Origin of the sequence: Corynebacterium sp. HMSC11E11 (assembly GCF_001807025.1) — a bacterium.
GTDB lineage: Bacteria > Actinomycetota > Actinomycetes > Mycobacteriales > Mycobacteriaceae > Corynebacterium > Corynebacterium freneyi.
Genome location: NZ_KV787149.1, coordinates 16859 through 38363, shown reverse-complemented (window position 1 = coordinate 38363; position 21505 = coordinate 16859). Strand labels below are relative to the sequence as shown.

At 69.6% G+C, this 21505-nt stretch carries 17 protein-coding genes; 6 read left to right on the top strand and 11 right to left on the bottom strand.

The window, feature by feature from the left end:
* Nucleotides 1-361: 361 nt before the first annotated feature.
* The 4 genes from HMPREF3121_RS07870 to HMPREF3121_RS07855 all read right to left on the bottom strand — a co-directional run bounded on the left by HMPREF3121_RS07870 (nucleotide 362) and on the right by HMPREF3121_RS07855 (nucleotide 5486).
* A complete protein-coding gene (locus tag HMPREF3121_RS07870) occupies nucleotides 362-1396 on the bottom strand; it encodes an alpha/beta hydrolase (RefSeq protein WP_070521893.1) in 1035 nt (344 codons plus the stop codon).
* A gap of 382 nt (nucleotides 1397-1778) precedes the next feature.
* Entirely contained in the window at nucleotides 1779-2747 is a 969-nt protein-coding gene (locus HMPREF3121_RS07865; RefSeq protein ID WP_070521925.1) for a decaprenyl-phosphate phosphoribosyltransferase, read from the bottom strand.
* Between the two features lie 89 nt (nucleotides 2748-2836).
* The gene (locus HMPREF3121_RS07860) at nucleotides 2837-3418 is read right to left on the bottom strand and encodes a phosphatase PAP2 family protein (RefSeq protein WP_224370741.1); all 582 of its coding nucleotides are present in this window, start codon (nucleotides 3416-3418) and stop codon (nucleotides 2837-2839) included.
* Nucleotides 3419-3479: 61 nt separating this feature from the next.
* The gene (locus tag HMPREF3121_RS07855) at nucleotides 3480-5486 is read right to left on the bottom strand and encodes a glycosyltransferase (protein WP_070521890.1); all 2007 of its coding nucleotides are present in this window, start codon (nucleotides 5484-5486) and stop codon (nucleotides 3480-3482) included.
* Between the two features lie 354 nt (nucleotides 5487-5840).
* Here HMPREF3121_RS07855 and HMPREF3121_RS07850 point away from each other — a divergent pair, with 354 nt between their 5' ends.
* Nucleotides 5841-7844 (top strand): N-acetylmuramoyl-L-alanine amidase, encoded by a 2004-nt coding sequence (locus HMPREF3121_RS07850; RefSeq protein ID WP_070521888.1) that lies wholly within the window; start codon nucleotides 5841-5843, stop codon nucleotides 7842-7844.
* 135 nt (nucleotides 7845-7979) lie between these two features.
* On the opposite strand, the gene glf is transcribed toward HMPREF3121_RS07850, so the two are convergent.
* A complete protein-coding gene (gene glf / locus HMPREF3121_RS07845; RefSeq protein ID WP_070521885.1) occupies nucleotides 7980-9182 on the bottom strand; it encodes a UDP-galactopyranose mutase in 1203 nt (400 codons plus the stop codon).
* A gap of 367 nt (nucleotides 9183-9549) precedes the next feature.
* On the opposite strand from glf, the gene HMPREF3121_RS07840 reads away from it, so the two are divergent.
* Entirely contained in the window at nucleotides 9550-11817 is a 2268-nt protein-coding gene (locus HMPREF3121_RS07840) for an N-acetylmuramoyl-L-alanine amidase (protein WP_246816107.1), read from the top strand.
* A 93-nt stretch (nucleotides 11818-11910) separates the two neighbouring features.
* Here HMPREF3121_RS07840 and HMPREF3121_RS07835 read toward each other — a convergent pair whose 3' ends face one another.
* The 4 genes from HMPREF3121_RS07835 to HMPREF3121_RS07820 form a co-directional block, all read right to left on the bottom strand.
* Nucleotides 11911-12732, bottom strand: coding sequence for a Cof-type HAD-IIB family hydrolase (locus HMPREF3121_RS07835; protein ID WP_070521919.1), 822 nt, complete (start codon nucleotides 12730-12732; stop codon nucleotides 11911-11913).
* A gap of 84 nt (nucleotides 12733-12816) precedes the next feature.
* Nucleotides 12817-13740, bottom strand: a complete 924-nt coding sequence (locus HMPREF3121_RS07830; protein ID WP_070521879.1) for a lysophospholipid acyltransferase family protein — start codon at nucleotides 13738-13740, stop codon at nucleotides 12817-12819.
* Nucleotides 13741-13743: 3 nt separating this feature from the next.
* Complete coding sequence (gene serS, locus HMPREF3121_RS07825; RefSeq protein WP_070521876.1) at nucleotides 13744-15021, bottom strand: serine--tRNA ligase; 1278 nt, start codon at nucleotides 15019-15021, stop codon at nucleotides 13744-13746.
* Nucleotides 15022-15147: 126 nt separating this feature from the next.
* The gene (locus HMPREF3121_RS07820) at nucleotides 15148-15774 is read right to left on the bottom strand and encodes a LysE family translocator (RefSeq protein WP_246816106.1); all 627 of its coding nucleotides are present in this window, start codon (nucleotides 15772-15774) and stop codon (nucleotides 15148-15150) included.
* 189 nt (nucleotides 15775-15963) lie between these two features.
* On the opposite strand from HMPREF3121_RS07820, the gene HMPREF3121_RS07815 reads away from it, so the two are divergent.
* Together HMPREF3121_RS07815 and HMPREF3121_RS07810 are read left to right on the top strand one after the other, a co-directional pair.
* The gene (locus HMPREF3121_RS07815; RefSeq protein ID WP_070521871.1) at nucleotides 15964-17046 is read left to right on the top strand and encodes a septum formation family protein; all 1083 of its coding nucleotides are present in this window, start codon (nucleotides 15964-15966) and stop codon (nucleotides 17044-17046) included.
* A gap of 83 nt (nucleotides 17047-17129) precedes the next feature.
* Complete coding sequence (locus HMPREF3121_RS07810; protein ID WP_070521868.1) at nucleotides 17130-17474, top strand: metallopeptidase family protein; 345 nt, start codon at nucleotides 17130-17132, stop codon at nucleotides 17472-17474.
* Between the two features lie 26 nt (nucleotides 17475-17500).
* On the opposite strand, the gene HMPREF3121_RS07805 is transcribed toward HMPREF3121_RS07810, so the two are convergent.
* Both HMPREF3121_RS07805 and pheA read right to left on the bottom strand, forming a co-directional pair.
* Nucleotides 17501-18277, bottom strand: coding sequence for a histidine phosphatase family protein (locus HMPREF3121_RS07805; protein WP_141743038.1), 777 nt, complete (start codon nucleotides 18275-18277; stop codon nucleotides 17501-17503).
* Nucleotides 18274-19209, bottom strand: a complete 936-nt coding sequence (gene pheA / locus HMPREF3121_RS07800; protein ID WP_070521913.1) for a prephenate dehydratase — start codon at nucleotides 19207-19209, stop codon at nucleotides 18274-18276. The genes HMPREF3121_RS07805 and pheA overlap by 4 nt, the downstream gene beginning before the upstream one ends.
* Nucleotides 19210-19246: 37 nt before the next feature.
* Between pheA and HMPREF3121_RS07795 the strand changes: the two genes are divergently transcribed.
* The gene (locus tag HMPREF3121_RS07795) at nucleotides 19247-20698 is read left to right on the top strand and encodes an amidase family protein (protein WP_070521865.1); all 1452 of its coding nucleotides are present in this window, start codon (nucleotides 19247-19249) and stop codon (nucleotides 20696-20698) included.
* Nucleotides 20695-21492 carry a CPBP family intramembrane glutamic endopeptidase gene (locus HMPREF3121_RS07790; protein WP_070521862.1) on the top strand — a complete coding sequence of 266 codons (798 nt, stop codon included), beginning with the start codon at nucleotides 20695-20697 and terminating at the stop codon, nucleotides 21490-21492. The genes HMPREF3121_RS07795 and HMPREF3121_RS07790 overlap by 4 nt, the downstream gene beginning before the upstream one ends.
* Nucleotides 21493-21505: the final 13 nt, after the last annotated feature.

Below are 21505 nucleotides of genomic sequence, written 5' to 3'. Positions count from 1 at the left end.
CGGGCGGTCGCGTCGCGGCCTCCGCTTCGACCTTGATTCTTACCCGGGCGCGGGTCGCATTCCTGCGCGACGCGCCCTAAAGCTCAGGCTTAAGTTCAACTTTAGGGTTTGGGGCGGCAAAACTCCACGTGGCCGTCAGGCGCCGCCCCCGACAGGCAGCACATTCGACGAGTGTGCACGGCAGCCCCCATGCCGCACACTCGTGGCCTCCCGACGGGCAGCACGTTCGACGGACGTCGTCACGCACCCCCGGACACGCGAAAACCCGCCCCGACACATGGTCGGAGCGGGCTTCGATGCGCTCTTCTCTCCCGGCCCGCTGTCGCACACGAGGAGCGGCGCGACGACTGCCGGCGGGAGACTAAACCCCCAGGGCCGCCTTGATGTGCGGGCGGGCCTTGGCCAGGTCCTGCTCCCACAGCGACCAGGCGTGGATGCCATCCGGGCTGTAGTGCATGATCGGATCCAGGCCGAAGGCGCGGGCCTCCCCCTCGAACGCCACGGTCGAGGCGCGGGACAGCCCCTCCAGGGCGATGCCCATGCCGATCTGCGGCAGTTCGGACGGTGCCCCCAGAAGCGCTTCCGGCGAGCTCCAGTGCGACGGGTACCCGTTGGCCGAGGCGATGAACATCGGCAGACCGCGCATCTTGTGCAGGTTCATGGACGGATCGTTGCGGACGTGGCCCGGGGTCGGGACGCCCGGAGGGCCCCACATCGCGGTCGGCTCGTAACCCTGGTCGATCTGCGAGCCGGCGATGGCCGTGGACATCACCGGGTTGGAGACCTGGAAGTAGCCGGAGAAGACGGACACCTGCTTGAACTGGTCGCGGTGGTTGTACGCCAGCGACATCGCGGCGGAACCGCCCATGGACAGACCGGCGACGGCGTTGTTGTCGCGGCGGGTCTGGAAGTGCTGCTCGAGGTAGACCGGCAGTTCCTGGGTCAGGAAGGTCTCCCACTTGTAGTTGCGGATCTCGCCCTTGGAGTTGACGGCCGGGCGGTTCCAGTCGGTGTAGAACGACGCTTCGCCGCCGACCGGGATGGCCAGGGTGAGGTTGTCGTGTTCGAACAGGCGCGGCGCGTTGGCGGTCCAGACGTACTCGGACCAGTCGTCGCGGGCGCGCAGGCCGTCGAGGAGGTACAGGCCGGGGCTGTTGGGGTGGATGCCCGGGCGGACGTGGACGGTGATGTCCTTGCCCATGGCTTCGGAGTACACCCTGCAGTACTGCACCCAGTATTTGTAGGTGTCCCATTCGCAGCCGGGGCGCAGCCATCCGCGGTGGGCGTTGGCCTCTTCCGGGGCGGCGAACTGCATCATGCCGAAGATGGTGGCCACGGCGACCATCGCGGCGACGATCTTGGCCTTCCACCCACGAGCAATTGCGGTGAAGCTCATGTTTCTCCTCGTTGACGTTTCAGTCTGCCCGCCGCACCGCGAAGCAATCCGGTGGTCCGCGTCGGGTCGAGCCTGCGGGGATACCGGGAAATTCGGGGTGGGGCGCACTTTCCGATGGGTTCATCGGGCACGTGGCCGATAACGTTACCGTTCCGCGACCATTTCTCAAACCGTTATCAGGGGTCTTTCATGCCGCGTCCCCCCGGCGGGTGTCCCGGATTGGTTCGCGGGGCAACGTTTCCCGTGTTCATGCTTGACGACGAGCACAGGAGCGTATCGCCGACCACCGGTGCGACGGCATGAAAAAGTGGCCGCGACCACCGTCTGCGAGACGAAGGTCACGGCCACCGTCGGCGCCGGATGTCCGTCGGCGTCGGATGCTCTACAGCATGGGCACGGCGTACACAGCGATTCCGATGGAGATGATCCACAGCAGCGCCAGCGCCTGCAGCGCCCGGTCGTGCAGGGCGATCTCGTCGGGGCTGCCGGCGGTGCCGCGGTCGACGTCGGCGGCGTAGCGCAGGATCGCGACGGTGAACGGGACCATGGAGATCTGGTACCAAACGGCGGCGGTGCCGCCGGCGCGGTTGCCCATCTCGAAGCCCCACAGGGAGTACGCCAGCACGACGGCGGTGGCGGACAGGGTCCACACGAAGCGCAGGTACGTGGCGGTGTAGCCCTCGAGGGACTTGCGGATCTTCTTCTGCGACCGCTGGGCCAGCAGCAGTTCGGCGTAGCGCTTGCCGGCGGCCATGAACAGTGAGCCGAACGCCGCGACGAGCAGGAACCACTGGGACAGTACGATCGACGCCGCCACGCCGCCGGCCATCGCGCGCAGCATGAATCCGGAGCTGACCAGGGCGATGTCGATCACCGGCTGGTGCTTCCAGCCGAAGCAGTAGCCCAGCTGCAGCGCGATGTACGTGGAGACCACGATGGCCAGACCCGGGCCGGACGACGCCGTGAAGGACAGGCCGACGGCGGCGACGATGAGGACCACCGCCATGACGTAGGCCATGGTCACCGGCAAAACGCCCGCGGCGATGGGGCGGAAGCGCTTGGTCGGGTGGGCTCGGTCGGCCTCGACGTCGCGGGCGTCGTTGATCAGGTAGATCGACGACGCCGCCAGGCAGAACACGACGAAGGCGATGAGCACGTCGATGAGCGTGCGGGTGTCGGTCAGCGCCTCGGCGCCGGCTGCGGCGGGTGCGGCGATGACCAGGACGTTCTTCACCCACTGCTTGGGGCGCAGCGCCTTGTACATGCCGTCGAGCAGGTTCTTCGGCGGTTGGCCCTGCGGGTGCGAGGGCTCGTCGATGCCGTAGGTGTGCGGCTCGGAACCCAGATTCAGGCCGTCGCGGCGGTCATCGCGCACGGCACCGCCGGCGGCCCGTTCGGCGTCGGCCGCCGCCGGATCGGGATTGTTCACGCGGTCGTCGGTCACTTGGCTGTCCTTCCGTCTGCGGCGGTCGCCGCCCGGTCCCCGTCGCCGGGGTCCCCGAGGATTTTGTCCGTGATTGTCGCCGTCGTCCAGCCGAGGGCCGCCCCGGCGAGAACGTCCGTCGGATAGTGCACTCCGAGCACCAGCCGCGACAGCATGATCGCGGGCACCCCCGCCAGTGGCGCGGGGCCGAAGCCCATGCGCGACATTGCGACGAGTGCGGCGGTGGTCGAGGTGGCGTGGGACGACGGGAAGCTCAGCTTCGACGGGGTTCCCACGCCGACCCGGACGCCCGGGTGGTGGGGCCGCTTGCGGCGCACGATGCGCTTGATGACCACCGACGCGGCGTGCGACGTGAACGCGGAGACGCCCACGACGGCCCAGCCCCGGCGACGCTCGGCGTCGACGGCCGCGCCGAGGGCGGCCAGCCCCATCCAGCCGGCGGCGTGCTCGCCGAAGAAGCTCATGGCTTTCGCCGCCGGCAGCACGCCGGGCACGTCGGTGATGGTGTCCTGGATGGACTTCAACAAAGCCACTTCACCGGTGACGGGCGGGATGATCACGGTGTCGTCTGCGTCCACGCCCACTGCATCGGCCGTCCTGACGGCACCGTTACCCCGGTGCGCACCCGGATGGCGGACGCTACTGCTGTTCGAAGACATCGGCCCACCTCTCGCGGCTGGTCAACTCGGGGTGCGCGTCACGGTAGCGGCGGCGCATCTCGTCGAAGCGCTCGGCGACCTGCTTCTGCAGCGCACGCGATTCACCGAGCAGCTTCTTCGCCTTGTCCCGGTCGCGCTGGCGGAACACCACGCCGCGGCCGTCGGCCGTGGTCACGGTCGCGCCGTCGACGCGGGAGAGGGAGAACCAGCGCGCCTCGAGGGGCGACAGATTCGCCTGCGGGGTCTCGTGGTGCACCGGATCGTGCGGGCGCAGGCTGTGCAGCAGACCCTTGGCAAGCCACACGGACTTTTTCAGCGGAGCGAGGCGGCCGCCGATGTCCTTGACCGGCACTCCCGGGATGCCGCTGGGCCGGGGCAGGTCGCCGGCGGTGGGCAGCACCCGGGCGTCGGGGAAGTCCTTGCGCAGGGCGTTGATCCGCGGCAGGGAGGTCTCCAAGATGTCGAACAGCCGCTCGGGGCCGGCGAGGAAGTCCTTCATCGCCTCGTTCTGGATGGCGACGGTGGAGTACTCGAGGCACAGCAGATGCTTGGCGGTGGCCTTCTGCATCGACCGCACGATGCCGTCGACCGACCCGTCGTGTTCGAGCGCGGCGACGATGAGTCGGTTGCGCAGGTGGAAGTAGGCCTGCCAGTCGATGGCGTCGTCCTTGTCGGACCAGGCCATGTGCCAGATGGCGATGCCGGGCCAGGTGGCGGTCGGGTAGCCGTGCCTGCCCGCGCGCAGGCCGTACTCGGCGTCGTCCCACTTGATGAACAGGGGCAGCGGCTGGCCGATCTCCTGCGCGACGACGCGCGGGATCAGGCACATCCACCAGCCGTTGTAATCGACGTCGATGCGGCGATGCAGGTCCTTGGAGTCGATGGTCTCGCCGGTGGCGTTGACGCCGTGCTCGCCGCGGTCGCGCAGCGGATGGGCGTGGAAGTCGTGGTCGTAGTGGACGTGCGGGGCCGAGGTCCACATGAAGTCGTGGCGGCCGACGATTTCGCCCATGGAATGCAGGTGACTGCGTTCCTGCAGGTTGAGCATCTGCCCGCCGACGAGCATCGGGGACTTGGCGAAGCGCCCGACGGCGACGGCGCGCAGGATCGAATCGGGCTCGATGGCGATGTCGTCGTCCATGTAAAGGATGAACGGGCTGTCGGTGGCGCGCTCCGGATCGGAGTCGGGGCCGCCGAGGGCCTCGTACATGATGCGCGAGTAGCCGCCCGAGCCGCCCAGGTTGCCCTGCGGGAACATGCGCAGGCGGTCACCGAAGTGCCGGGCGACGGCCGGAAAGCCGGGCTCGTCGGCGGGGTGGCGGGTGCCCTGGTCGGGCATGAGCACCGCGTCGATGATGCCGTCGACCTCGGGGTCGGAGGACAGCGCCTCCAGTGCGGCGACGGCGTCTTCGGGGCGGTTGAAGGTGGGGATGCCCACGGTCACGCGGGCTTCGGGCGCCGGGTGCGCGGATCCGTCGGGGTAAGTCTGGTCCGGCGCGGCGATGGGCGACCACCACGCGGCGGAGTGCACCGTGACGTCGGTTTCGCAGGTCAGGTCGAACCAGATCCAGCCGCCGTCCTCGAAGGGGGCGAGGGAGACGGGGATTTCCACGATCGACCGCTCCCCCGGGTTCGCGGGGTCGCCGGCGAGTCGGCCGGTCACGGCGATGCGGCTGCCGTCGATCTTGGAGCGGTACACGTCGACGCGGGCGACGCCCGACAGTTCGATGCGCAGGATGACCTCCTGCAACGACGTCCAGCGGCGCCAATAGCTGGCGGGGAAGGCGTTGAAGTAGGTCTCGAAGCTGACTTCGTCGCCGGCGGTGACGGAGGCTTCGGTCCGCGACGCCGCGACGACGCGGGCGGCGTTCGTTTCCGGTTCGACGAGGTACAGGGACCGCACATCACGCGGCTCGCCCGGCTTGGGAAGCAGAATCCGCTGCAGTCTTTCGACGGCGAGGCTTCCGGTCTGGACGTCTGTGCTCATGGGGGGCATCACGGCTTTCGGGTCGACTCGTAACTGGTCGGTCACTTACCCCGAATAGTAACGGCGGCGCCGGTGGCCGTCGGCATTGACGGGCCGCGGGGCGCGGTGATGGCGGTCATGTCCACATCGGGGGCCTGGCTCGCCCCTCCGCCGCACCACCCGCCGCCGGACACCCCCGGGCCGGCCGGGAGACGAGAAACGGCGTTTCACCGCGCCTTTCACGGACAGCCGCAATCGATCGACGAAACCTTTCACGGAAACGTGACGCGGCGAGCTGACAATCAACAGCCACACGAGTAACATTCGCCCCACCAATGCCGTTTCGTCTCATTTTTCTCAGTTTGGAGTGCTCTCTTGCCGACTCGTAGTCGCATCAATTCCACCGCGATCGGCCGTCGCCCCTTCCTGGCGGGACTGGCGGCGACCACCGCCGCCGCGTCCACCGTGGCCATCGCGAATTCCGACGTCGCGGGCTCCGGCCTGCGCCTGCTGGAGACCCCGGCCCCCGGCCCCGTCGACGTGCACCTGGCCACCCAAGCACTGTCCGACGCCGCCGCCGTCGTCGTCGACGACGCCGCCCTGGCCACCCGGGGCCTGATCGAGGCCCTGCACCCCAACCGTGGCCTGGTCAAGGAACTGCGCCACGACCGCGAATTCTCCATGTTCGCCCTGACCTGGCGCGACGCCCCCGAGGTGACCGCCTTCTTCCGCGCCGAACGTCCGGACGGCACCTGGTCCGAGTGGTACGCCGCCGACGCGCAGAACGCCCCCGGCAACGAGGGCAACGGCCTGCTGGGCACCGAACCGGTGTACGTCGGCCGCACCACCGCCGTACAGGTGTCCACCATCGGGCTCAACGTGTTCGGGGAGAACCTCGACGACCTCATCGACGTCGTCAAGCGCGCCGGCGCCGGCGACTTCACCGGCCTGGCCGACCTTCTCGGCCCCGTTGCACTGCACGACGTGCAGGGCGTGTTCATCGACGGCGGCGTCACCCCCGACGGCATCGACCCCATCGCCGACGACTCCGACGTCACCGGCATGCCGCGCGTGATCACCCGCGCCGGCTGGGGCGCCGACGACTCCAAGCGCCCCTCCGTCGTCTACGACGACGAATTCCGCGGAACCTGCGTCCACCACACCGCCGGCGCGAACAACTACTCGCAGGCCGAGGCCCCCGGCATCGTGCGGGGCATTCACAAGTACCACACCGTCACCCGCGGCTGGACCGACATCGGCTACAACGCGCTGGTCGACAAGTACGGCAACATCTACGAGGGCCGCTACGGCGGGCTGACCAAGAACGTGCAGGGCGCCCACGCCGGCGGCTTCAACTCCGGCACGTTCGGCATCTCGATGATGGGCGACTACTCCACCGTCCATCCGACCACCGCCATGATCAACTCCGTCGGCACCATGATCGGCTGGCGCATGAAGGTCGGCGGCGTCAAGCCGATCGGCAAGACCACCTTCACCGCCGGCGGCCACTCGACCTCCAACTGGTCGCGGGGCCAGCAGGTGACGCTGAACAACATCTTCGCCCACCGCGAGGTCGCCTACACCACCTGCCCGGGCAACTCCGGCTACGCGCAGATGGACCGCATCCGCCAGATCGCGCAGGCGAAGTTCGACGGCCTGTCGGGCGGCGTCATCGCCAACGAGCGCCCCGAGGGGGCCACCGACATCCGCGCCGACCTGCCCAACGGCGGCGACACCATCGGCGGCGACAACTCCAGCCTCGGATCGCTCATCGACGGTCTGGACCTGCCGCCTGAGGCCGCCGCGGCCATTCCGGCCCTGCAGGCGATGGCCGAGGGCGAGCAGGTGGACACCTTCTCCGGCGGCCGCAGCATCCTCGCGGCGTCGCTGGGCCTGGCCGGCGCGCCCGGCCTGGGCAACGACGCCGAGTCGGTGCTCGGCGCGGTCGGCCGCAACGCCGATCAGGGCCCGGCGCTGGCGGACATCCCCGTGCAGGTCGAGCCGACGACGACGATCGACGGCGACGACGAGTTCGCCGTGGAGTGGCGGGCGGTCACCGACGAGTACGGCGACGTCCTCGGCCAGCCGCTGACGGGCGTGCAGCAGGGCGCGACGGTGCCGAACGACACCGGCGTCGCCGACCCGGTGCGCTACGTGAAGTTCGAGCGCGGCATCATCGTCGCCTCCAACGCCACCGGCGTCCACGCGATCTGGGAGGAGATCGCCGAGGCGTGGGCGAAGCAGGGCTTCGAGATCGGCCGTCTCGGCGCGCCGACGACCACGCAGGCCCCGAACTGGGGCGCCGACCGCGCCGATTTCCAGGGCGGCAGCGTCACCCGCGACGGCATCACCCGTGCCGTCAACGTCGCCCTGGCGTAGCCGACGGGAGACGATGAAGGAGCTTTACGACGGCTCGGCGTGGAGGCCGGGACGTCGTAAAGCTCCTTTTCGTTCGGCACGAGCCGGGGCCGAAGCCCCGTGCCCGCAGGCACGCCGAGCGCGGGGAAACCAGGCCTAGTGGCCGCGCTCCTGCTCGAGCGCCACGCCCTCGGTGAAGTACGGGACCAGCTTGTTGTCCACCATCGTCAGCGCCGACGCGATGGCCATGTGCATGTCCAGGTACTGGTAGGTGCCCAGGCGGCCACCGAAGAGCACCTTGTTGTCGCGGGCTTCGGCGGCGGCGCGCTCGCGGTACTTGCCCAGCATCTCGCGGTCGTCCGGGGTGTTGATGGGGTAGTACGGCTCGTCGTCGCCCTCGGCGAAACGGGAGTACTCCTTCATGATCACCGTCTTGTCCGACGGGTACGAGTCGCGCTCCGGGTGGAAGTGGCGGAACTCATGGATGCGGGTGTACGGCACGTCCGCGTCGTTGTAATTCATCACCGGGGTGCCCTGGAAGTCGCCGGTGGGCAGGACCTCCGTCTCGAAGTCGAGGGTGCGCCAGCCCAGGTGGCCCTCGGAGTAGTCGAAGTAGCGGTCCAGCGGTCCGGTGTAGACGACCGGGGCGTCGGGGCTGGCGGCGCGCAGCTCGTCGCGGACGTCGAACCAGTCGGTGTCGGTGACGACGTCGATGAGCTCATGGTCGGCCATGTTCTCCAGCCACGCGGTGTAGCCCTCTACCGGCAGACCCTCGTAGGTGTCGTTGAAGTACCGGTTGTTGAAGGTGTAGCGCACCGGCAGGCGGGTGATGTTCGACGCCGGCAGGTTCTTCGGGTCGGTCTGCCACTGCTTGGCGGTGTAGTCGCGGACGAACGCCTCGTACAGGGGGCGGCCGATCAGCGAGATCGCCTTCTCCTCCATGTTCTCGGCCTTGTCGGCGTCGATTTCCGAGGCCTGCTCCCGGATCAGCGCGCGGGCGTCGTCGGGGCTGTAGTACTTGCCGAAGAACTGCGTGATCAGGCCCAGACCCATGGGGAACTGGTAGGCCGTGCCGTCGTGCATGGCGAAGACGCGGTGCTGGTAGCCGGTGAAGTCCGTGAAGCGGTTGACGTAGTCCCACACGCGCTTGTTGGACGTGTGGAACAGGTGCGCGCCGTACTTGTGCACCTCGATGCCCGTTTCGGGCTCGGCCTCCGAGTAGGCGTTGCCGCCGATGTGGTTGCGCCGCTCGACGACGAGCACGCGCTTGCCCAACTGCTCAGCCATGCGCTCAGCGACGGTCAGCCCGAAGAAGCCCGAGCCGACGACGAACAGGTCATACGTGGTGTCAGTGTTCACGGCCGTCAGCCTAACGGGTGCGGCGGTCGGGATCGCGGCGACGGGCCGGGCAAGGCGGGGCGCGGTGCGCCACGGCGGGCGCGACGGGCCGTACGAACCGGGCGTGACGGGCCGCGCGAGACCGCCGGACGTCGACCCCCTGACGCATCAACAACTATGGACAACATCCGTAACATTGGTAACATTTGCAACTGATTGCACATCCGTCACAGGTTGCGCATGCCCGAAATCCTCATGACCTGCGGCAACCGGCCATCGCAACGGGCCCGGCGGAACATCTGCACCCGAACTCTGGAGTCACACCTTGTTGAACCGACGACGAATCAGCGCCCACTCAGGTGCGCGGAAGCCGCTGATCTTCAGCGTCGTGTCCGCGCTCATCGCCGCGCCGCTGGTCGCCCTCGGCGGCACCGCGGCCATCGAACTCATCGAGGACAACGGCCGCGGGCCGGTCGACGTCCTCGTCGACAAGGTCGCCCTGTCCACGGGCTCGTCCGTGCTCGTGGAAGACGCGGCCATCGCCACCCAGTCCGTCGCCGACGAGCTGCACCCCAACCGCGGCGTCGTCAAGGAACTGCGCCGCGACGAGGAATTCTCCATGTTCGCGCTGACCTGGACCGGCTCGGCGGACGTGGCCAGCTACTTCCGCGCACTGCGTCCCGACGGCACGTGGTCGGAGTGGTACAGCGCCGAACCGCACTACCCCGCCGAGGGCCAGGGCAACGGTCTCAACGGCACCGAGCTCGTCTTCGTCGAGCCGACCACCGCCGTGCAGATCTCCACCCACGGCCTCAACGTCTTCGGCCCCGGCTCCGGCGTGACCGTCGACGACATCGAGGGCTCCTCCGACCTCACCGACGAGGAGCGCAGCCGTCTCGAGGACTACCTCGGCGCGGGCAGCTCCGGCGGCGGCGATGCCGACACCGGCGACGTGACCGGCAGCTCCGAAGACCGGGGCGCCGCAGCGACCGACGCGGCCACCGGCTCATCCGACGGCGCCAACGGCATCACCGTCAACGACCTGCCGGCCTGGCGCGACATCGAAGCCGTCAACGACGAGGTGCCGCTCGACGACGTCGAGGCGGTCTTCATCGACGGCAACGTCCAGGAGGGCGACGGCATCGACCCGATCGTCGACGCGAAGAACCTGACCGGCATGCCGCGCGTGATCACCCGCGCGGGCTGGGGCGCGAACGAGAACAGCCGCTGCCGCAACGCAACCTACGACGATTCGATGAAGGCGACGACGGTCCACCACACCGCCGGCTCGAACAACTACAGCGAGGCGCAGGCCGCCGGCATCGTCCGCGGCGTGTACCACTACCACGCCCAGACGCTGGGCTGGTGCGACGTGGGCTACAACGCGCTGGTCGACAAGTACGGCAACATCTACGAGGGCCGTTACGGCGGCCTGGACAAGAACGTCCAGGGCGCCCATGCGGGCGGCTTCAACAAGAACACCTGGGGCATTTCGATGCTGGGCGACTACTCGTCCGTCCAGCCGACCCAGGCGATGATCAACTCCGTGGGCAACATGCTCGGCTGGCGCCACAAGGTCGCCGGCGTGGACCCGAAGGGCACCACGACGCTGACCTCCGCGGGTTCGCACTACGCCAAGTACCCGTACGGCACCCAGGTGAAGCTGCCGAACATCTTCGCCCACCGCGACGTCGGCAACACGACGTGCCCGGGCAACGCCGGCTACGCGCAGATGGACAACATCCGCTCCATCGCGGACAAGAAGTACAAGTCCCTGAACAGGGGCAACATCGTCAACGAGGCGCCCAGCGGCGGCACCGACATCACCATCGCCGGTACGGACACCGGCACCGGCAACACCGACGACGGAACGACCGAGGGCAACCGACCCGGCACGGGCGAGGGCACCGGCAACACTGGCGGCGGCACCACCGGCGGAAACGGCACCGGCACCGGTACGGGCACTGGCGCGGGCAACACCGGCGGTGGCACCACCGACGACGGAACGATCGGCGGAAACGGCACCGGCACCGGTACGGGCACCGAAGGCTCGGGCTCGTCGGGCGGCAGCGGCACGGGCACGGGCACCGACGACTCCGGCTCCGTGTCGGAAGACGACGCCCTGACCGTCATTTCGGGCGCCCGCTCCATCCTGGCCGCGGCGTTCGGTGTCCTGGGCACGCCGGGCCTGGGCGAGACGTCCGACGCCATTTTCGCGGCCGTCGGAAAGTCCGTCGAGGAGGGCCCGTCCATCGACGACATTCCGGTTCTGGTGGAGAAGATCCTGGAAATCGACGAGAAGAACGACCTCGCCGCGGAGTGGGCCAGCGTCGTCGAGCAGTTCGGCGATGTCCTGGGCCCGGCGCAGTCCGGCGTCCAGAACGGTGCGACGGTCGCGAATCCGCAGGGCCGCGCCGACACGCTTCGCTACGTGAAGTTCGAAAACGGCATCATCACCGATTCGCACACCACCGGCTCGGTGGCGCTGTGGGGCGAGATCGCCGACGCCTGGGCCAAGCAGGGCTTCGAGGTCGGAGACCTGGGCGCCCCGACGTCGACGCAGACGATCGAGGACGGCGTCGAGAAGGCCGAGTTCCAGGGCGGAACGATCACCTTCGACCCGGCAACCGGCAAGGTCTCGGTCGACCTGAAGTAGGCCACGGCCGGGCCGCGGGCGCCGCATGGCGTACGCACCCGGCTTCCGCGCCCGCCACATGGCGGGCGCTTCAGTGCTTTTCGACGCCGGCGACTAGAACCAGCGCTCGAGCACCCGCGCGACGCCGTCGTCGTCGTTTGTGGCGGTGACCTCGTCGGCGGCCCGTTGCACCTCGGCCACCGCGTTGCCCATGGCGACGCCCAGGCCGGCCCAACGGATCATTTCGATGTCGTTGGGCATGTCGCCGAAGCACACCACGTCGGAAGCGCCCGCGCCGACGAGCCCGGCGAGTTCCTCCAGCCCGGCGCGTTTGGTCACGCCCGGCGCCGACACCTCGATGAGCCCCTCGGGCATGGAGTAGGTGACGTGCGCCAGGTCGGCGGGAATATGCGGCGCGATGATGGAATGCAGCTCTGCACTGGCCATCCCCGGGTTGCTGAGCAGCATTTTCGTGGCGGGCTCGGACATCATCTCGGTTTCCCCGCAAATGCCATGCTCGGTCGACTCCCACGCGTGGGCGTAGGCGGGCCCGACCACGAACAATTCGTCCGATGGGTCGAGGGCGGAACGCCCGGCGCGTTCGACGGCGACGCCGACGGGCCCGATGTCGGCCATCGCGGATCGCGCGATGGCGACCACCTCGGCCTGCACCTCCGGCGCAAGGCTGTGGTCGGCGAGCACGACGTCGCGCCCGGAGTCGTACAGCACCGCCCCGTTGCCGCAGACGCACACGGGCCGCACCGGCAGTTGTTCCAGCACGGGCTGCAGCCAACGGGCCGGTCGCCCGGTGGCCAGCGTCAGCGGCACGCCGCGGCGGATCATGCGGCCGATGGCCCGCTTCAGGCGCGGCGACACGCGATCCCGTGAATCGAGCAGGGTGCCGTCGATGTCGGAGGCGACCAGCAACGGCGGCAGCTCCCCCGTGCCGTACGACCGCCCCTCTCCCCCTGCAGCGGCGGCCGCGTCGGAGCCACGGGGAACCTCGGTGGTCACGTCGGGTCAGCGCTCCCGGGGTTCGGGGGCGGTGCCGTCGCCCGCGTCGCCGTCGCCGCCGGGCCGCTTGCCCTCCCGGGCGAGTTTCGCGTCGCGCTTGGCGATGCGCTCCAACCGCTCCTTCTCGTCCATCTCGTCGGCCTCCTCCAGCGTCGGCGCGGAACCGCCGAGCGAGGCGGGCAACCAGTAGGCGCCGGGCTCGTCCCCGTACCGCTCGATGTAATCGGCCCGCAGGGCGGCCAACTGCTCGACCATGGCGTCGTGAAGCCTCGCGGTGTCCGCGGCGGCATCGCCGGTGGTGCGGATCGGCTCGCCGACGCGAATCCAGATGGGAACGTTGACGCGGCCGAGGTTCTTCTTGTGACCCTTGGTCCACACCCGCTGCGAACCGAAGATCGTCACCGGGACCAAAGGCACCTCGGCCTCGTCCGCCAGGCGTGCGGCACCGGTCTTGAACCCCTTGATTTCGAAGGACCGCGAGATCGTGGCCTCCGGGAAAATGCCCACCAGGGCACCGGCGCGCAGTCGGCGCACCGCCTCCTCGTAGGCGCCGCGACCGGCGAGACGATCGACCTCGATGTGCTTCATCGCGCGCATCAGGGGGCCGGCGTACTTGTTGTCGAAGATCTCCTTCTTCGCCATGAAGCGGATCAGGCGGCGGCCGTTGAGGAACGCCGGGATCCCCGCGTAGACGAAGTCGAAGTACCCGGTGTGATTCACCGCGACCATCGCGCCGCCGTCGACGGGCATGTGCTCCGCGCCGTCGACGGTGATGTCCAGGCCCTGGAAGCGCATGTAGGCGATGGCGACGGGCAGGGTGATCCGCCCGTAGAGCACCTCCTTCGCCTCATCGGTCAGCGGGGCCGGGCGAAAGGACTTCGGGACGGCGAACCCCCGGATCTTCGTGTAGTTGGACGCGTCGAACGCCATTCGTCAGCCCTTCTTCTTCGGGTTGGCCACCGGCTCGAGGACGTCGCGGCCGACGAACGGGCGCAGCGCCTCGGGCACGACGACGGACCCGTCGGCGCGCTGGTTGTTCTCCAGGATGGCCACGAGCCAGCGGGTGGTGGCCAGCGTGCCGTTGAGGGTGGCGCAGAACTGGGTGCCGCCGTTGTCGTCGCGGTAGCGGGTCTTCAGGCGTCGGGCCTGGAAGGTGGTGCAGTTCGACGTCGACGTCAGCTCGCGGTAGGTGTTCTGCGTCGGCACCCACGCCTCGGTGTCGAACTTGCGGGCGGCCGACGAGCCGAGGTCGCCGCCGGCGACGTCGATGATGCGGTACGGCACCTCGACGGCGGCGAGCATGTCGCGCTCCATCTCCAGCAGCTTCCGGTGCTCGGCCTCGGCGTCCTCCGGCTTGCAGTAGGAGAACATCTCCACCTTGTCGAACTGGTGGACTCGGAGGATCCCGCGGGTGTCCTTGCCGTAGGACCCGGCTTCGCGACGGAAGCAGGACGACCAACCGGCGTAGCGGATGGGGCCGTCGGACAGGTCGATGATCTCGTCGGCGTGGTAACCGGCGAGGGCGACCTCGGAGGTGCCAACCAGGTAAAGGTCGTCCTCTTCGAGGCGGTAGACCTCGTCGGCGTGCGCGCCGAGGAAGCCGGTGCCGGCCATGGTTTCGGGGCGGACGAGCACGGGCGGGATCATCAGCTGGAAGCCGTGCTCGGTGGCCTTCTGGGCCGCCAGGTTGAGCAGGCCGAGCTGCAGCATCGCGCCGGCGCCGGTGAGGAAGTAGAAGCGGGAGCCGGACACCTTCGCGCCGCGCTCCATGTCGATCAGTCCGAGCGATTCGCCGAGGTCGAGGTGGTCCTTCGGCTCGAAGTCGAACTCGGGGACCTCGCCGACGTGCTCGAGGACGATGTAGTCGTCTTCGCCGCCCGCCGGGGCGCCGGCGACGATGTTGCCGAGCTTCATCTGCAGCTCGTGGACGGCGGCCTCGGCTTCGCGCTGCTCGTTTTCGGCGTCCTTGACGCGGCCGGAGAACGCCTTGGCCTCCTCCAGCAGGGCGGGGCGCTCTTCCTTGGAGGCGGCGCCGATCTTCTTGCCGAATCCCTTGTGCTCGGCGCGCAGCGCGTCGGCGTTGGCGATGGCGTCGCGGCGGCGGGCGTCGGCGTCGAGCAGCTCGTCGACGAGGGCGGGGTCTTCGCCGCGGGTGCGCTGCGATTCGCGGACGACGTCGGGATTGTCGCGGAGGAATTTCAGATCGATCACGTGCCCAGGGTACCCGGAGGAGGTCGGCGTTCACCGGCAACCGGGGAAAGGCTGCTTTGCGACGGCCCCTCCCCCGTCTCCGGCCCCGTGCCCGGGGCGTGCCGGGGAGCCATCGGCCGACTGCGATCAGGTCAGCGTCGTCAAGCCCTGCCAGACGAAGGAAACGCCCATCACGGCGAAAACGACGCCCGCCACCAGATCGATCCACGGTCCCGCCGACACCATGCGGCGCACCACCGGCTCCGTCGACACCGTGACGGCGATCAGCCCGAACCACAGCACCGACGTGATCACCAGCGCCGCGATGTAGACCACCTGCACCCACCACGGCGCGCCGACCGGCATGAACTGCGACAGCACCGCCGCGAAGAAAAGGACGATCTTCGGGTTGGACAGATTCGTCAGCAGTCCCTGTCGGTACGCCCCGCCGAGGCTGCCCAACGGCGCCACGCCGACCGCCGCCACGCCACCGGCCTGCACTTCGCGGATGCCGCGGACGCCCCCGACGAGCATCCGCACGCCCATGTACGCCAGGTACGCGCCACCGACCAGCTGGATGCCGCCCATCAACGCCGGCTGCGACGCCAGCACCGCGGCCACGCCCACCACCGTCAGCGTCACCCACATCGTCGCCCCCGTGACGACGCCCGCCACCGCCGCCAACGCATGCTTGCACGACCGCGTGGCCATCCGCAGGATCAGGAAAATATCCGGCCCCGGCGACGTCATGCCCGCGATATGGAGTCCCAGCATCGCCGTCAACGCAGCCCAGTTCATCGCGCGCGCCGTCCCGCGGCGACGCCGGCGACCGCACGGCAACCGCGGCCGGGGGCCCACGACACCCCGAAAGTGGGGGACGGACGGGAAATCAGGGGCGAAACGAGCATGGCGGAGAGCATAGCGGTGCCTGCCCGGGTACCCGAGTGATGCACAATGAAGGGGATGGCTGAGCGACGTATCAAAAACGGCATGCGCGACGGGTGGGGCCTGCGGGTCACCTCCGTGGCGATGCTCGTCGGCGCCGGACTGACCGCCTGGTGGCAGAGCCCCTTCGACGCCCCCGAGCCGGAGTCGACCGGCGTGAAAAGCGACACCACGGTCGAGGACGTCGACGCGGCGGCGTTCACCAACGCCAACGTCGGCGACTGCCTCACCTGGGACATCGCCGACGACGGCACGGTGAGCAACTTCGTCGTCGTCGACTGCAAGCAGGAGCACCGCTTCGAAGTGGCCGACCGCGTCGACCTGCGCAACGTCGAAGCGTGGATCGGCGATTTCGGCGACGACGCCCCCGAACCCGACCAGGACGCCCTCCTGCAGCTGCGCGACTGGGTCTGCCAGGATCCCGTCGTCGCGTACATGGACGGCAAGCTCGACCCGTCGGGCCGATTCGTGCCCGCCCCGATCCTGCCGCCCAGCACGTCGTGGGCCGAGGGCGACCGCACCATGCTGTGCGGCCTGCAGCCCACCGCGCCGGACGGTTCGCCCACCCAGGTTTCGGGCCGGGTCAAGGAGGCCGATCAGGCCAACGTCGTCGACGTCGGCGAATGCGTCGCCCTCGACGATTCCGGCGGTCTGCTGCCCGTCGACTGTGCGGAGCCGCATCTGCTCGAGGCCGTCGGCGTGTTCGACCTGCGCGACACTTTCCCCGACCGCACTCCCACCATCGAGGAGCAGAACGAGCACCTCAACGAGGCCTGCGTTGCCGCCGCCGAGGAGTACCTGGGCGGCGAGGAGGCCCTGTACCAGTCGACGTTGCTTCCGTTTTGGATGAGCATCGCCCCCGAGGCCTACGAGGCCGGCACGCATTCGGTGAACTGCTGGTTGATGAAGGACAACGGCCAGGACGGTTTCGCGTCGTTGGCGGGGTCGGCGAAGGGCGAGTTCACCATCAACGGGGAGCCGAAGGTCGACCCGCCGCCGCGCAATCCGCTGCGCGAGGAGGGCGATCCGCCGCAGCAGACCGCGCCGGGTGCGGGTGCGCCGACGGGCACCGTGGACGGGTCCGGGGCAACGGGATACTAGGCCGGTGCGGGGCGGGCCGGTCGTGCTTGACGACGATCCGCGCGTGCCCCGGTCGGCCGATGGATCGCAGAAGAGGTGACACCGTGATCGACGTTTCCGAAGAGCGTTTCGACGAGCTCGTCGACGAGGCCATCGACCTCATCCCCGACCAGTTCCTGGATCTGATGGGCAACGTGGTCATCCTCGTCGCGGCCCGCAACCCCGAGACGCCGGATCTTTTGGGCCTGTACGAGGGAGTGCCCCTGACGGAGCGCCAGGCGAACCATTGGGGGCCGCCGGATTGCATCCACATCTACCGTGAGGCGCTGCTCGACTATTGCGCCTCGGAGTCGATGCTGGTGGAGCAGATCCGCATCACGGTCCTCCACGAGGTGGGGCACTTTTTCGGCATGGACGAAGACGACCTCGACCGGCTCGGCTACGGGTAGGCGGCGCCGGGGGAAAGCGGCGCGGCCTACTGCTCCTCGGGTTCGTGGTGCAATTCGCCCCAGCGGGCCAGCGTCCAGGAGCCGACCTCGTCGCCGTCGCCGGCGTCGACGTCGCGCACCAGTTCCACGCGCGCGGCGTTGGGCAGGGGGTTGTCGAAGACGAACTGGCCGTCGATGCCCGACAAATGCTGCGCGATCAGGCGGATCGCCGCACCGTGGCTCACCACGGCGATGTTGCGGCCGGCGTCGGCCGAACCGGCGGCGTCGGCGGAATCGTGGCCTTCGGCGACCAGTTTCCGCAGCACCGGCAGGTAGCGGGAGAGGACGTCGTCGGCGGATTCTCCGTCGGGGATCTTCGCGGCGGCGTCGCCGTGGAGCCAGGCGTGGAAGACCTCCATGAAGCGGCGGTGGGCGTCGAAGTCGCTGCGGCCCTCGATCTCTCCGGCCTGGACCTCGTGCAACCCGGCCTCGTGGCGCAGGCGCACGCCCGGGCCCGCCAGGTGATGCAGCCCGGCCACCGCTCCTGCGCCGGTCTGGCGGGCGCGCAGCGCATGGGAGGTGACGATCTCCGTCAGCCGGTCCCACGACGGCAGCAGCACCCGGCCCAGGCGCCGCGACTGGATGATGCCCTGGTCGGTCAGCGGGGCGCCCGGCAGCGCGGTGTCCAGGATCCGGGCGATGTTGGCGTGGGTCTGACCGTGGCGGATGAGGATCAGCCGGTCCCGGCCGCGGTGCGCCCGCCCCACCGACTCGTCGAGCGAGTGGTCCTCTCCTGCGGCGAAGTTGCCGTCGAACGTGGTCATCGTCGCTTCCCTTCCTTCAGTTCGGCCACCCAGGCCAGCGCGTCGGCGACGTCCGGCGGTCCGACGTCGATGCTCGAGGTTCCCTGCGCGGCGGGCCACGAACCGAGGAAGCGCAGGTCGGCGGCCCGCAGGTGCAGCGCCGCCAGGGCCGATGCCACCGCCGGATCGTCGATGTGCCCGGCGACGTCGATGTGGAACCGGTAGGTGCCCATCAATTCTCGCGTCGGCCGGGATTCGATGCGGGTGAGGTTGATGTCGCGCACGGCGAATTCGTTCATCGCGCGCATGAGCGAGCCGGGCTCGTTGCGCAGGGTGAAGCAGACGCTGGTGCGGTCGACGCCGGTGCGCGGGGTGGGCACGCCGGGGCGCCCGACAAGCACGAATCGGGTGCGGGCGCCGCGGACGTCGGCGACGCCCTCGGCGATGGCCGCCAGGCCCAGCAGCTCCCCGGCCCGGGCGGGCGCGGCGCAGGCGTCGTGGACGCCGTCGGCGACGAGGTGGGCGGCCGCTGCGTTCGAGGATGCCGAGTGCACCTCCACGCCGGGCAGATTCGCGTCGACCCACTGCTTGACCTGCGGGTAGGCGACGGGGTGGGTGGCGAAGCTTTTCACCGACGCCGGATCCGTGCCGGGGCGGACGAGAATGGAGAACTCCACGCCGATTTCGGTTTCGCGGTAGATCTGCAGCTCCGGGCCCAGCGCCAGGGCGTCGAACGTGGGGGTCACGGCACCGTCGACGCTGTTTTCGATGGCCACGCAGGCGAAGTCGGCGTCGCCCCTGCGCACGGCGGCCAGCGCGGCGCCGGGGCTGTCGACGGGCACGGTGTCGACGGCGCTCTCGCCGGCGGGGTCGATTTCGCCGCGGCGGGCCATCGCCAGCAGGGCCGCCTCGGTGAAGGTTCCGGCGGGGCCCAGGTAGGTCACGGTGGTCATGCCCACCAGCCTAAGTGTGCGGATAGACTTTCGCCCCATGATCGTCGAACCCCCCGTCACCAACGCCGGCCGCGGTGCCGCCCGCAGCGCCGGGAGCATCGTCGCGGCGGTGACGGCGGGCGAGGAGTCGGCGACCGAATTGGCGTCGCGGGCGGTCGACGCCCTGGTGGGCCGCCCGGAGGACACGGGCGTGGCCACGTTGACGTCGAATCTGGCGGAGGTAACGGCGGCTGCGGTGGACCGGCGGCTGCGCGACCCTTCCGCGCAGCGCGCGTCCGGGCCGGGTTCGCGCGACGACGCCCGCCGCCTGACCGGTCTGCCCGTCGCCGTCAAGGATCTGTACCCGATCAGCGGGGTGACCTGCACCCTCGGGTCGTCCCGGTTGGCGCGGACCGCGGAGCACACGGCGGATCCGGTGGTTCGCCTGCTGGCCCGCGGTGCGACGATTCCCGCCACGACGGCGACGTCGGAGATGGGTGCGACGGCCTACACCGAGCCGACGGACCTGCCCGCGCCGGACAATCCGCTGCGTCCCGGGCGCACGCCGGGCGGGTCGTCGGGTGGTTCCGCCGTGGCGGTGGCGTCGGGTGCGGTGGCGGCGGCGTTGGGATCCGACGGCGGCGGTTCCATTCGCGTTCCGGCGGCCTCGTGCGGGCTGGTGGGTTTGAAGCCAGCGCACGACATCCTCGGGGGGCGTTTGGCCACGGCCGGTTTTCTGACGCGTTCGCTTGACGACGCCGCCCTCCTGGCCAACCTGCCCTCCCCGTCGCAGTCGCCGACTCGCGACGACGCTGGACGGGTGGCCGGACCGCGCACCGGCCACCTGCGCATCGGGGTGACGGTGGCGCCGTTCCATGCCGAGGTCGCCGTGGCGCGGCATTGGCGCGATGCCGCGCTGGCCGCCGCGGACCGCCTGTCCGACGCCGGGCACGAGGTCGTGGAGGTCCCCGCGCCGTATCCGCCGGAGGGCCCGGATGTTTTCCATACGTTCACAGAGGTCATGACGTATTTCGCGTCGCGGTTGCCGGACGACGATTTCTCGTCGATGGTCCGGTGGATCCGCGAGCGCGGCTCGATCGTCTCCGATGACGTCGCCGCCGGACACCACCGCACGCGGTTGGGATTGGGCGCGGCGATCCGTAACCGATGGGACGTCGATGCGGTGGTCACTCCGACGCTCGCGTTCGATCCGCCGCCGATCGGGCATTTCGCCGCGATGGAGCCGCAGGACAACTTCCTGGCGCAGACCGAGTGGACTCCGTGGCTGTCGCTGTGGAACCTCACCGGCTGGGCGGGGCTGTCGGTGCCCTTCGGCGGCTCCGGGGCGTCGGTTCACCTCGGGGCGGTGCACTGCGACGCGGCCACGCTGCTGCGTCTGGCCGCCGACCTGGTGGACCCGCTGGCCGATCTTCACTCCATCGAACGCGACCTGGCCGACCGACGCCGGGGGCTCTCCGGGCGCCGCCGGGACAACGGCGTGGCGCGATGACGGAGGCGTCGTCACGCGGCAACCGCACGCCAACGCCGCGCCGGCTCAAAGCGGAGATCCTGGTCGTGCTGGCCGTGACGTTCGGCACTTCGGCCCTCAGCGCGATCGTGCGGCTCATCGGCGCCCTGGTCGGGGGTTCGCTGCGGGATCAGCCGGTGTCGCTCAACGATGCGCTGGCGGATGACCCGTGGTTCAACGGCGCGCTGCATCTGGTCCGCATCGTCGGACTGCTCGCGTGGGGCGGTCTGGCGTGGTACCTGCTGCGCGCCGACGGCATCCGGTCCATGCCCGGCCGCATGCGCGCCGGTGATTGGGCGTGGGGCGCGGGCCTGGCGGCGCTGATCGGCATCCCCGGGCTGGCGTTGTACGTCCTCGGCGTCGCGGCGGGATTCGGCAGGCCGATCGATCCGGCGGCGATGGGCGTCACCGCCGTCACCGTCGTGCCGCTGCTGGGTTGGGCCGCGGCGAATGCGGTCGCAGAAGAGTTCGTCGTCGTCGGCTGGCTGGTGGTGCGGTTGCGGCAGTTGTGGGGCGGGGATTTGCATGACGACGCCCGCCTGACGCGCAGAACCGTCGCATCGATCATCGCGGCGTCGGCCCTGCTGCGCGGGGCGTACCACCTGTATCAGGGCGTGGGCGCGGGGGTCGGCAACGTCGTGATGGGCGTCGTCTTCGCCGCGTGGTTCCTGCGCACCGGACGCGTGTGGCCGCTGGTCATCGCGCATTTCCTCATCGACGCCGTGGCGTTTACCGGATACCCGCTGGTGGCGCCGTGGCTGGAGTCGCTGGTCTGACTCCCGTATCCCG